Origin of the sequence: Janthinobacterium sp. FW305-129 (genome assembly GCF_020858115.1) — a bacterium.
GTDB lineage: Bacteria > Pseudomonadota > Gammaproteobacteria > Burkholderiales > Burkholderiaceae_D > Janthinobacterium.
The window spans coordinates 332129-344867 of record NZ_JACYMM010000005.1 but is presented as its reverse complement, the minus strand read 5'-3'; the positions used below and the strand labels follow the sequence as shown (position 1 = coordinate 344867).

Genomic DNA, 12739 nt, shown 5'->3' with positions numbered 1-12739 from the left:
CAGCGTGAGCTGGCATCGTAGTTTTTCTTCAGGTAATTATATTGTGCAAAATAATCAAGGTGAATCCAGACACATCGCCGTCACTGGTGCAAATGGCTTTATCGGCAGGCAGTTATGCGTCCACTTGAGCGATAAGCAGCACCAGGTGCGGGCGATCGTGCGTGCGCAGGGCGCGCAGCCGGTCAAGGTAAGGCAAGTCGTCCAGGATCTGGCTGCGCTGGCGCCGGACAGTCGGGTGTTTGAGGGCTGCGATGTCGTCGTCCACCTTGCCGGGCGTGCCCATGTCTTGCACGATCAGGTGGCCGATCCGCTGGCGGAGTTTCGCAAGGTAAATGTGGAGCTGACGCGGCACCTGATCGCCGATGCGGCGCGTTGCGGCGTCAAGCGCTTCGTCTTTGTCAGCTCGATCGGCGTGAATGGGAATGCCAGCGCTGCGCATCCATTTACGGAGGCCGATGCGGCAGCTCCGCATGACTTGTATGCGATCAGCAAGTATGAAGCAGAGCAAATGATAGGGGAGCTGATTCCAGCATCCGAAATGCAATTTGTCATTGTGCGTCCGACGCTGGTTTTCGGCCCTGATGCACCGGGCAATTTTGCCTTGTTGCTCAAGCTGGCAGCAAAGTCCCTACCATTGCCCTTTGGTAGAATCGCCGCCCGGCGCAGTTTGTTAAGCATCTGGAATCTGGTGGATTTTCTGCATGTGTGCGCCATGCATCCGGCCGCTGCCGGAGAAACATTTCTTGTGTCCGATGAGCAAAGTTTGACGCTGGGAGATATTTTCCGGCACATAGGGACGGGCATGGGAAAAAAGCAACATATATGGCCCATTCCTGCGGCCGTGGTACGGGCCGTGGCGACGCTCTGCGGGAAGCGGCAGATGTATGCGAAATTGACCGCACAATTGCTGGTAGATACAACTAAAGCAAAGTCCATTCTTGGTTGGCGCGCGCCATACAATAGTAGCGCGGCACTCGAGCGCGCGGGACGGGAATACATATCAGGGAAGATGAATGAAACGAGTATTTGATTTGGTATTGGCGTTGATCGCGTCGTTGTTGCTGCTGATTCCGGTTGGCCTGGTCGCTCTGATGGTGCGGCTGACGTCCGCGGGGCCCATTGTTTATTGGTCTGATCGTGTGGGGCGGCAAAACAAGATATTCAAGATGCCGAAGTTTCGCACCATGCGTGTCGATACTCCCGCTGTGGCGACGCATTTGCTTCCGGACCCCAAGCAATTCCTGACCCCGGTGGGTTCCTTTTTGCGTAAGTCCAGCCTCGACGAATTGCCGCAATTGTGGAGCATATTGAAGGGCGACATGAGCTTTGTGGGGCCACGTCCGGCCTTGTTCAACCAGTACGATCTGATCGAATTGCGCAGCCGCCATGGTGTCGATGGCATCTTGCCTGGCTTGACGGGATGGGCGCAAATCAATGGGCGCGATGAATTGCCTATCGTGGAGAAGGTCAAACTGGATGCCGAGTACTTGCAGCGCCGTTCACTGGCACTGGATCTGCGCATTCTGTTCCTGACGTTCCTGAAGGTGGTGCGCCGGGATGGAGTGACCCATTGATGAATATCTCGTCCGGTTTGCCAGAGATTGTGCCTGGCAATCGCGTATCGCTCATGGCGCAGGCCAGGTGCTGCCTGGCATTGGCGCCAGCCGCTGTAGAAAAAGGAACCTTTGAATGAAGCCGATATTCAATTTTTCGCGTTTTCACAAGCAAATTGTGGCGGCGTTTGCTGATCTGTTTTTCTTGCCGCTGACTTTTTGCATTGCGATTGCATTGCGTTTCGATGGCTTGGCAAATGCCCAGTTTTCCCCCTACATTTGGCTGATCCTGGCGGCGCCGCTCGTCTCATTGCCTATTTTTATCAAATTGGGCTTGTACCGCGCAGTGATCCGCTTTATCGACTACAAGATCGTTTATGTGGTTTTTCTTGGCGTCAGTTTGTCCGTGGCCGTATTGCTGGCCATGGCCGTGTTTTTGAATGGCATGAATGGTTTGTCGCGCGGCGTTTTCGGTATTTTCTGGGTGTGCGCCATCATGTATGTGGCGGCCAGCCGTTTCCTGGCGCGCGCGTATTTTTTGTACGCTAACCGGCGTGCGGATGGCATACGCGTGGTCGTTTATGGCGCTGGCGCTTCCGGCAATCAACTGGCCCAGGCCCTGAACCATGCTGGCGAGTACAAGGTAGTCGCTCTGATTGACGACAAGAAAGAACTGCATGGCGCCAGTATCGGCGGCATACGGGTATATGCACCCGAAGCTTTGTCTGATTTGGTGGCAAGCAAGGACATCAGTAAGGTGCTGCTTGCCATGCCGTCCCTGAGCAAGGCGCAGCAACGCCGTATTCTGGAAAAGCTGGAACCGCTGAAAATCAAGACCTTGGTGACTTCGCCGATCAAGAGCTTGATACGCGCCAGTACGCAGGTGCAGGATTTGCGCGAAATCGAAATCGAGGATTTGCTGGGGCGCGACGCGGTGGAGCCGGATCAGGACTTGATGGCTATGTGCATTTCTGGCAAGACAGTTATGGTGACTGGCGCAGGTGGTTCGATCGGCTCCGAATTGTGCCGCCAGATATTGCGTCAGCGGCCAGCTTGTCTGATTCTGTATGAAATGTCGGAATTTGCCTTGTATTCCATCGAACAAGAATTGCAAGGATTGAAAAAAATCCTGCGGGTCGAGGTGGAGTTGCTGCCGTTCCTGGGATCCGTGCTGGAAACAGCCAAGTGCGAAAGAATACTACGAACTTTCCGTGTTGAAACTTTGTATCATGCCGCTGCGTATAAACATGTTCCCTTGGTGGAGCACAATCCAATCGAAGGTATACGTAACAATGCATTGGGAACGCTGAGCATGGCGCGTGCTGCGATCGATGCCCAGGTGAAGCGTTTTGTACTCATTTCTACAGACAAGGCCGTTCGTCCAACCAATGTGATGGGCTCCACCAAACGGCTGGCAGAGCTGATTTTGCAGGCATTTTCCCGTAAACAGGACAAGACGCGGTTTTGTATGGTTCGTTTTGGCAATGTACTGGGATCGTCTGGCTCGGTTGTGCCCTTGTTCCGCAAACAGATTATGGCGGGCGGGCCGATTACGATCACGCATCCGGAAATCACGCGTTATTTCATGACAATTCCCGAGGCCGCGCAGCTGGTATTGCAGGCGGGTGCCATGGGACAGGGGGGAGATGTTTTTGTTCTGGATATGGGTGACCCTGTCAAGATCGTCGACCTGGCCAAGCGCATGGTGCATTTGAGTGGACTGGAAGTCAAAAGTGAACAGGCGCCCGATGGCACCATCGAAATTCATCATGTTGGTTTGCGTCCAGGCGAAAAGCTGTATGAGGAATTGTTGATTGGAGACAATGTTGAAGGTACGGATCATCCGTTGATCATGCGTGCGCGCGAGGTTGAAATCCCCTGGGCAAAGCTGGAAGGTATGCTGAGCGCATTGACGATGGCATGCGATCAGTTTGACCAGGCCGCCGTACGAACGTTGTTGCTGGAAATCGTTACCGAATATGAACCGCAGTGCGGTATCGAGGACTGGGTCTGGAATGCCCAGCGGACTGCGCAATCCAATAGCCCGGTCGTGGTAATGGCGCGCCAGGCCAATGCAGACTGATGGTCAGATAATTGCTTTTATTTTTGATGTACTTATTACTTAAAGAAGAATCATGGACAAATTGGTAGAAATGAAACAAGCGCCAGAGCAGCAAGGTGCGCCTGAATTTTCCTTGACGGAGGTACTGATCGTTTTATGGAAAGGCCGTAAATTGATCGTGGGCGGTACGGTGGTCGTGATGATATTGTGCGTATTATTTACCTTGTATACGGCAACGTACAAAAGCGAGGGCTTTTACCAGTTTGGCGGTGCAATTCCGGTACTGAAAGAACAGGTCAATGGTGAAAGAGACAAGGATAAAGAGAAAGAAAAAGAAAAAGAAAAGGAGCCACCTCCAGGTATCGCGCTGGGCGACTATAAGCGCTATGTGGCGGCATTAAGCAGTAGTGGTCGCTTTGACGACTATATGCAACAAGTTAAGCTGAACAATGACCCTACAGTGCAAGAGTTACGCCATACGCTGATCGTGCGCAACAATTTTTCCAAATTTCTGGAGCCGATTTATCCGATGACCAAGCTCGATGCCAAGGAGTTGATGGATACAGCCAAGGATATCAGCAATAATGTTATCGGTTTGCGTATCAGTTACGAGGCGACGACGCCCCAGGATGGGCAACGTATGGTTGCCCTGCTGGGCCGTTATACGATGGATAGTGTGATTTACCTGGTATATTCCGACTTCTTGCGTTCCAAACACCTGGATTTGACGAGCAAGATTACCAAGCTCGATAATGAGATTATCAGCAACAAAGAGAAGCTGGAAAGTTTTGCCCGTAAAGGCGATACCTTGAGAAAAATTGTTTCGCGCTATCCTGATGCTGCGGGGCAGGGAAGCCGCCAGGTGGTCAGCGTGACCGAGGACAATGCGCGTTATCTGTCGCCATCGACGCAGTTGATGTCAACCGAGGTAGATGCCTTGATGGCAAACGAAGCAATTCTCAAGGCGCTGCGTGAACAAAAGCAAAATCTCATATTGCGCGAATACTATGATGGCGCCAAGGTTGTGCTCGATAGCAATAAGTCCGGCGAGGCGGTCTTGCGTTCGCTCGAATCGATCAAGGAAAATGTCTTCAAGAAGAGGGACTTGAATGATGAGTCAGTCAAGGAGGTGTTCAATACGATTACGGTCGATAATCAGAAAGCCACGGCCGTCTATCTGGAAAAGAGCCGCTTTATTGCGGGACCCACCTTGCCAGAAAGCCGCACCAGCCGCTTGTCGAATAGCTTGCTGGCGGGTTTTCTGACCGGTCTGGCGTTCTTCTCGTTGTTGGTGTTCGGCCGTAGCTGGTGGCGGGCAAACCGGTTGAAGTTGGCTGACTAACTGTCGTCACAATGACCGCCATGTGCTGGCGGAATGGAAATGCCCATCCTGGCAGGCAACGGCCAGGATGGGCATTTCAGTTTACTGCAGGCGCGGTGAGCCGCTTCTCATTTTTCGTCACTGTTGTAGCAATGCGGGCAAGATACCTCGTAGACATATTCCGGCGCCAGTTGCTGGCGCGGCGTGACGACGGCGCGGCACACAAAACATTGCACGGTTTCCGTCGGTTCCAGTTTCGGGTTCAGGGCCGTGCGGTAGTCGAAGACGAAGCAGTCGCCCGTGTAGTGCTCGCCGCCCACTTCCTCGAAATATTTCAAAATGCCGCCGTCGAGCTGGTACACGCTGTCGTAGCCGATTTCCTTCATGTGGATGGCGGCCTTTTCGCAGCGGATGCCGCCCGTGCAGAAGGTGACGACGGTCTTGCCTTCCAGTTCGTCCTTGTGGGCGGCGGCCACGGCCGGGAATTCCGTAAACTTGTCAATACGGTAATCGAGCGTGTTGTTGAACGTGCCCACGTCCACTTCAAAGGCGTTGCGCGTTTCCATCATGACCACCGGTTTACCCGCGTCATCGACGCCGGCATCGAGCCAGCGCTTGAGCGTATGCGCGTCGACGGACGGGGCGCGGCCCAGTTCCGGCTTGATCAGCGGCATGCGCATGGTGATGATTTCTTTTTTCAGCTTGACCAGCATGCGCTTGTGCGATTGCTCGTTCGACAAGCTTTCCTTCCATTCCAGATCGGCCAGACGGTCGTCGCTGCGCACCCAAGCGAGGAAGCTGTCGATATGCTCGCGCGTGCCCGACAGGAACATGTTGATACCCTCCGGCGTCAGCAGGATCGTGCCCTTCAGTCCCAGCGCCAGGCATTGCTCCTGGTACAAGGGACGCATGGCTTCCGTATCGGCCAGCGTGATGAATTTATACGCGGCGATATTGACAAACGTGGCGGCCGGCGGGCAGACGGTGGCGGAAACGGCGGGTGTTGCTGGGGTGATGGCTTGCATGATGGCGATCGGCTTAGACTGAACAGCCGATATTATAAGCCCGACAGGCCAGGCAGGATACCCGGTCCGTACGCGCGACGCGGTAGAATAGACCCCATTGAATTTTGCACGAAACGGTACACAGGATGGAAATGGTAATGCAAGAGGCCGGCGCTCCGGCAGGTTCACCGCAAGCCCCGCAAGGGCCCGCATTTGTCCACTTGCGCGTGCACTCGGAGTATTCGATCGTCGACGGCCTGGTGCGCATCGACGACGTGGTCAAGGCGGCGGCGAAGGACAAGCAGGTGGCGCTGGCCGTCACCGATCTGTCGAACCTGTTTGGCATGGTCAAGTTCTACAAGGAAGCGCGCGGCAAGGGCATCAAGCCCATCGTCGGCGTCGACGTGTGGATCACGAATGACGACAACCGCGAAAAACCGTCGCGCCTGCTGTTGCTGGCGAAGAACCGCATGGGCTATCTGCAGCTGTGCGAACTGCTGTCGACGGCATGGCTGACGAACCAGTACAAGGGGCGCGCCGAACTGCGCATCGAGTGGCTGCAGGCGCTGGCGACGAATACCTACGACCTGTACCCGGGCGAGAGCGCGGCGAATGGCTTGATCGTGTTGTCCGGCGCGCATTTCGGCGACGTCGGCATCGCCATCGAGAATGGCAACCTGGCCCTGGCCGAGCGCAATGCGCAGCGCTGGGCCGAGATTTTCCCTGGACATTTCTATATCGAAATCCAGCGCGGCGGCCAGGCCAACCAGGAAGCGCAGGTGCGCCATGCGGTGGCCCTGGCGGCCAAGCTGGGCTTGCCCGTGGTGGCCACGCATCCCGTGCAATTTATTTCCCCTGAAGAATTTATTGCCCACGAAGCCCGCACCTGTATCGCCGAAGGCGAAATGCTGGCCAACGCCAAGCGGGTAAAGCGCTTCAATGACAGCCAGCGCTTCCTGTCGCAGGCCGACATGGCGGAATTGTTTGCCGACTTGCCGGCCGCGCTGGCCAATTCCGTGGAAATCGCCAAGCGCTGCAACCTGACCTTGACCCTGGGCAAGCCGCAACTGCCAAACTTCCCCACGCCGGACGGCATGACGATCGACCAGTTCCTCGTCGCCGAATCGCAGGCGGGCCTGGAAAAACGGCTATTGCAGCTGTATCCGGATCCCGAGCGCCGCGAAAAGGAGCGCCCGCGCTATGAATCGCGTTTGAAATTCGAGACGGACACGATTTGCAACATGAAATTCCCCGGCTACTTCCTGATCGTGGCCGAGTTTATCCAGTGGGCCAAGGAAAACGGCGTGCCCGTCGGCCCGGGCCGCGGTTCGGGCGCCGGTTCGCTGGTCGCGTATTCGCTGCTCATTACCGACCTCGATCCATTGCAGTACAACCTGCTGTTCGAGCGCTTTTTGAATCCCGAACGCGTCTCGATGCCCGACTTCGATATTGACTTTTGCCAGGAAGGGCGCGACCGCGTCATCCAGCACGTCAAGGATTTGTACGGCAAGGAGGCCGTCTCGCAGATCGCCACTTTCGGTACCATGGCGGCCAAGGGCGCAATCCGCGACGTGGGCCGCGTGATGGACTTCGGCTACAACTTCTGCGACGGCATCTCGAAGCTGATCCCGTTCAAGCCCGGTAAGCCCGTGTCGATCGCCGACGCCATCGAGGAAGAGCCGCTGCTCAAGGAACGCCTGGAAAACGAGGAAGAGGTCAAGCAGCTGCTGGACCTGGCGCAGCAGGTCGAAGGCATCACGCGCAATATCGGCATGCACGCGGGTGGCGTGCTGATCGCCCCGGGCAAGCTGACGGATTTTTGTCCGCTGTACACGCAGGGCGGCGATTCGGGCGTCGTGTCGCAATACGACAAGGATGACGTGGAAGCCGTCGGCCTGGTGAAGTTCGACTTTTTGGGTCTGACCACGCTGACGATTCTCGACCGCGCCGTGCGCTACATCAAGCAGCTTGATCCCGCGCAAGCTAATTTCGATCTGGCAACATTGCCGCTGAACGACAAGCCGTCGTACGACTTGCTGACCAAGGCCAAGACCGTGGCCGTGTTCCAGCTGGAGTCGCGCGGCATGCAGGGCATGCTGAAAGATGCGCGTCCCGACCGTTTCGAAGACATTATCGCGCTCGTGGCGCTGTACCGTCCGGGCCCGATGGACCTGATTCCCGATTTCTGCAAGCGCAAGCACGGCGAACGCTTCGATTATCCCGATCCGCGCACGGAATCGATTCTGTCCGAAACCTACGGCATCATGGTGTATCAGGAGCAGGTGATGCAGATGGCGCAGATCGTCGGCGGCTACTCGCTGGGCGGCGCCGACATGCTGCGCCGCGCCATGGGTAAAAAGAAGGCCGAAGAGATGGCCGAGCACCGCGAGATCTTCCGCGCCGGTGCGGCGAAAGATGGCTTGACGGCGGAAAAGGCCGACGAGATCTTCGACTTGATGGAAAAGTTCGCCGGCTATGGTTTCAACAAATCGCACGCCGCCGCTTACGCCCTGCTGTCGTACCACACGGCGTATTTAAAGGCGCACCACACGGCCGCCTTCATGGCCGCCAACTTGTCGCTGGCCATGGACGACACGGACAAGATCAAGATTCTGGTGGAAGACTCGCTGGAAATCTGCAAGCTGACCTTGTTGCCGCCAGACATCAACGAATCCGATTACCGCTTCATGCCGAGCGGCGCGGCGCCGTCCGTGAGCGGCAAGAAAGTCACGCAGATCCGTTACGGCCTGGGTGCCGTGAAGGGCTCGGGCCAGAACGCCATCGAAGCCATCATCGCCGCGCGCGAGGCCGGCGGGCCCTTCACGAGCCTGTTCGATTTCTGCAAGCGTGTTGATAAAAAGCAAATCAACCGCCGCACCATCGAGTCGCTGATCCGCAGCGGCGCCTTCGATTGCCTGAAGGTCGACCGCGCCATCCTGCTCGCATCCGTGGCCTTCGCCATGGAGTGCGCCGACCAGGCCGCCAAGGCGGCGAACCAGGTGAGCCTGTTCGGCGGCGACGACAGCGACATGGTGGCGCCGCCCGAGTACGTCAAGGTGCCCGTGTGGAGCGATAAACAGCGTCTGACGGAAGAAAAGATCGCGCTGGGCTTTTACCTGTCCGGCCACCTGTTCGATTCGTATGCGCCCGAGGCGCGCCGTTTTGCACGCACGAAATTGTCCGAACTGTCGCCGTCGCGCGAGCCGCGCATGATGGCCGGCGTCATCACGGGCTTGCGCACGCAGATGACGCAGCGCGGCAAGATCCTCATCGTCACCCTGGACGACAAGAGCGGTACCGTCGAGGTGACGGTGTACGGCGAATTGTTCGATTCCAACCGGAAAATCTTCAAGGAAGATGAATTCCTCGCCGTCGTGGGCAAGGTGTCGGAAGACCGTTTTTCGGGCGGCTTGCGCATCACGGCCGAGAGCGCCTTCGACATCATCGCCGCGCGCGTGCAGTATGGCCGCCAGCTGGGTTTGACTTTGCCCACGACGCTGGACATGAAACGCATCAGCGACGTGATCATGCCGCACCGGGCTGTGGATGGCTTGCCGATCGCAGCCAAGGTCAGCCCGCAAGGCGTCAGCTGCGTGCTGCAGTTTGGCGACGAGTGGAAAGTGGCGCCATCGGATGAATTGCAGATGGCGCTGGAGCAAATGCTGGGCGCGCAAGAGGTGGCGGTCGAATACTGACCGGCACTGCCCGGCGCGTACAGCAAAGCCAAACCGCAGGCATGCAGGTTTGGCTTTTTTCGTTTACATGTCTTTCAGGCCCGTGATCGCATAACCCTTGGCAGCGATTTGCTGGTGCGGCTGTTCGATATGGTAGTCGGGCAAGACCTGGGCATCGTCGGCCACTTCGCTGGCGCGTACTTCCAGTTGCCAGTCGGTATTGGTCACTTCTTCCGGAATGAGCTTTCCTTCCGGCACGGCGAGATAGGAAAAAATGCCGTCGTGCTCGGCCCGGCGGTAGATGTCTACGCGCATGAATGCCTCCTAGTAAGCGTTGGGGGAACCGGCGCACCGCAGTGCATGCCGATAACGCTAGCGTAACAGGATTGTGCCGCGCACGGGTTGAAGCGCGTGCGACAGGAACGGCGATGCGGAAGTGACGGCGAGCAACGACGCGAGGGCGGGCGCCGTGCGGTGGCCGGGGAGCTTCAGGCGGCAGCGGAAGCGTAGTCGTCGTCGAGATCGGCCGATAGCCCCACCTGGTTGGCAGCTGCGGCAGCGCCTGCCGTGGCGACCTGCACGGGGCTGCGATGGGCGTCGAGACCGCTACGCAGGCTGCTGATCATGGCCAATGTCAGTTCGTGGCGCTTGCGGGCTTCCGAACGTTTCTTTGAAGGAATTTCTTCCAGGGCAGGCAAGGGCAGATTTTCGCATGGCAATTCGAAGTCGCCATCCTGGCGTGCCTGGGCGCCCAGTTCTTGCCAAAGGGAATTGTAGTCGGCGAACAGACGGCTCTTTTTTGCGGCGTGATGCACGGCGCGGTTGGCGTTGCCTACAAGCACCATGGTGCGGCAGCCATGTTCATGTCCCAACTGGCGCACCAGGCGCACCATCAGGGCCTTGGGACGCATGCCATGCAGGTCGCGCGTCGCCTCGCGCACGCGGCGCAAGCCTTCCGCGCCGTGCGGACCCTGGATGCAGCCGATGCCCACGCCCATGCTGGCGCGCGCGCGGGAACCGAAAAAGGTAAACGCGACCGAGTAAAGCATATCATCGCCATGCACCAGTTGCAGAACCATCTCGCCTTCGCGGTCCATCGGTTGTAGCGAACATAACTGCAAATGGTAGGGCGCGCCCGACTTTCCCGGCACGGTGCCCAGCCGCACCGGCGCGCGCGCCGCTTGCGCCATCAGCTTGCCCCAGCCTTGTTGCAGGATGAAATCATAGTGTTCGACCAGCATGGCGACGCGCTGGCGGCACGACAGATTCGTGCTCAGATAATGGCGGTACACCTTGTGCATCATGCGCGGATAGGCTTGCAGCAGCTCGTGGAACACGGGATGGGAATTGAGCAGCTGCAGCCAGATGCGCGTCTGCCGGCGCTGCAGCTGTGCCCGCAATTGCAGCTTGAGCAGCTCGCGCGTGCGCGACATGCCTGGCGGCATATCGGTCAAGCCTGCGTGCAGGGTGATGGTTGGTGTCATTAATTAGTTTCCATGAGGAATGTGAATGGGGCGTGGCGCCAGCGGCGCTTCAGGCGGGCGGCGGCCCGCTCATGCCGTCGGTATCGGCCAGCAATACCGTGGCGCTGCGCGTGGCGCGCGCCAGCTTGCGCGCCAGCGCGCTGGCGAAGCGGCGCTGCCAGGGGCTGTGCCGGAGGGCCGGCAGGACGATTTCGTGGCAACCGAGCAATTCAGCCGTATCGAGTATCGTAAACAGCAGCTCGCCGGCGAAAATATGGGTACTGAAGGCGAGATCAGAACGGCTCAGGTAGAGTCCTGCCTCGTGCATCATCTGCTGCGTGGCCAGGTCCAGTGCCTGGCATGCGCTGGACCCGTGCCGGGGCAGGCCGTCGGCCTGGCGTGGCGGCGCCGGTGTCACGTGCAACAGGTTGACGCGAACCTTGATGCCCCATTCCTGCAGGCGCCTGGCATAGCGCGCGCCGTAGATGATGTCGCTGGCGCGCTTGACGGGCAGGAGCAGCAGCAAGGTATCCTGGCCCGGCATGCCGCACGCGCCCGCGGCGCTGTCGGCGGCGCGGTGGCGTTGCGGGGCAAGACGCGATGCATGCATGGCAGGGAGGATCTGGTCGGAAAATCATGTCATCTTATCCATGCCACCCCCCCCCTGTAAATTGGCGAAACAGCGTACGGGTTCCCCTTATGCCGCCCCCGTTTCAATAGCGGTAGGTGACGTACACGGCACCGATCGGCGCCGTCTTGCGCTGCACGATGGGGCTCTTGGCCGCGTCGCCCAGGCGGCTCTCGACGCCGACCAGGGTATTGATACCCCAGCGCGCATCGAAGCGGTGCTCCCAGTTGATGGTGGCCTGCGCCTCATAGAAACCGCCCTTGGGCGTGTATTGCTTGAACGAGGTATTGGCGGCCTGGGTGGCCGTCACGCCATACATGGTTTGCACGTACTTGCGCTCGCCCCAGCCCAGCTGGCCGCCGATGCTCACGCTGTCTTGCTGCACGCCCTTGGCATCGGCCCGGCCGTACACCTGGCCAGTCGCGCCGAAATGCACATTCGCGCCATTTTCGCGGTTCGACAGGGGAATATCGCTCGACACGCTCAGCGACAGGCCCGGCAATGGCGAATAGCCCGCGCTGAGCAGGGCGCTGGCGTTGCCCTTGACTTCGCCCATGCCCTTCAGATAATCGCTGCCGCCGAAACCGTTCACACCCGTGCGCTTGTGGTCTTCGCGCTTGCCGCGGTAGCCCAGCCCGGCGCTGTAGCTGAAGGGTCCGGCCTGGCCGCCATAGCCAATGCCGCGCGAGGTGCTGATGAACACGCCATTGGCCATGGCGTAGTCGAGGATGATCAGCGGCGAGGCCGACAGCTTGTCGGAGCCGGAGTAGCTGGATACGGCGGCGACGCCGCCGCCGATGGTGAAGACATTTTCCGCTGGCGGTTCGGCCGCCGCGGCGGCCAGCGGGTTGAGGATCATGCCGCTGGCGAGTGCCAGCGAGGTCAGCAGGGTTGTGGGTGCGTGCATGGAGTGTTCCGTCAGGTGGAGAACCGAGTCCGGAGTGGCTCGATTGACTGCGGACAGTATCGGTCCTTGCCATGAAGGAAAAATGAGCCTTTTATTAAGATTGCATGAAGAAGGCTTCTTTACCCAT

General features: G+C 58.3%; 10 protein-coding genes. 5 read left to right on the top strand and 5 right to left on the bottom strand.

The genetic code is table 11. From position 1 onward, the window contains the following. Positions 1-43 precede the first annotated feature (43 nt). The 4 genes from IGS61_RS12605 (at position 44) to IGS61_RS12590 (ending at position 4957) form a co-directional block, all read left to right on the top strand. The gene (locus IGS61_RS12605) at positions 44-1030 is read left to right on the top strand and encodes an NAD-dependent epimerase/dehydratase family protein (RefSeq protein ID WP_230539887.1); all 987 of its coding nucleotides are present in this window, start codon (positions 44-46) and stop codon (positions 1028-1030) included. Further along, complete coding sequence (locus IGS61_RS12600) at positions 1014-1574, top strand: sugar transferase (RefSeq protein WP_230539886.1); 561 nt, start codon at positions 1014-1016, stop codon at positions 1572-1574. Before IGS61_RS12605 ends, IGS61_RS12600 begins: the two co-directional genes overlap by 17 nt. Before the next feature lie 115 nt (positions 1575-1689). Next, a complete protein-coding gene (locus IGS61_RS12595; RefSeq protein ID WP_230539885.1) occupies positions 1690-3636 on the top strand; it encodes a polysaccharide biosynthesis protein in 1947 nt (648 codons plus the stop codon). A 52-nt stretch (positions 3637-3688) separates the two neighbouring features. Next, positions 3689-4957 carry a lipopolysaccharide biosynthesis protein gene (locus tag IGS61_RS12590; protein WP_230539884.1) on the top strand — a complete coding sequence of 423 codons (1269 nt, stop codon included), beginning with the start codon at positions 3689-3691 and terminating at the stop codon, positions 4955-4957. A 107-nt stretch (positions 4958-5064) separates the two neighbouring features. Here the strand turns inward: IGS61_RS12590 and IGS61_RS12585 are convergent, their stop codons facing one another. Beyond that, entirely contained in the window at positions 5065-5961 is an 897-nt protein-coding gene (locus tag IGS61_RS12585; RefSeq protein ID WP_230539883.1) for a sulfurtransferase, read from the bottom strand. Between the two features lie 125 nt (positions 5962-6086). Here IGS61_RS12585 and dnaE point away from each other — a divergent pair, with 125 nt between their 5' ends. Then, positions 6087-9635: a DNA polymerase III subunit alpha gene (gene dnaE / locus IGS61_RS12580; RefSeq protein ID WP_442908059.1), complete on the top strand. Its 3549-nt coding sequence runs from the start codon at positions 6087-6089 to the stop codon at positions 9633-9635. A gap of 63 nt (positions 9636-9698) precedes the next feature. Here the strand turns inward: dnaE and IGS61_RS12575 are convergent, their stop codons facing one another. The 4 genes from IGS61_RS12575 to IGS61_RS12560 all read right to left on the bottom strand — a co-directional run bounded on the left by IGS61_RS12575 (position 9699) and on the right by IGS61_RS12560 (position 12612). Continuing rightward, complete coding sequence (locus IGS61_RS12575) at positions 9699-9929, bottom strand: DUF6139 family protein (RefSeq protein ID WP_230539881.1); 231 nt, start codon at positions 9927-9929, stop codon at positions 9699-9701. 173 nt (positions 9930-10102) lie between these two features. After that, on the bottom strand, positions 10103-11098 hold the full coding sequence (locus IGS61_RS12570; protein WP_230539880.1) for a VirK/YbjX family protein: 996 nt from the start codon (positions 11096-11098) through the stop codon (positions 10103-10105). A 49-nt stretch (positions 11099-11147) separates the two neighbouring features. Next, positions 11148-11687, bottom strand: coding sequence for a universal stress protein (locus tag IGS61_RS12565; RefSeq protein ID WP_230539879.1), 540 nt, complete (start codon positions 11685-11687; stop codon positions 11148-11150). 103 nt (positions 11688-11790) lie between these two features. Beyond that, the gene (locus IGS61_RS12560) at positions 11791-12612 is read right to left on the bottom strand and encodes a MipA/OmpV family protein (protein ID WP_230539878.1); all 822 of its coding nucleotides are present in this window, start codon (positions 12610-12612) and stop codon (positions 11791-11793) included. Between the last annotated feature and the right edge of the window lie 127 nt (positions 12613-12739).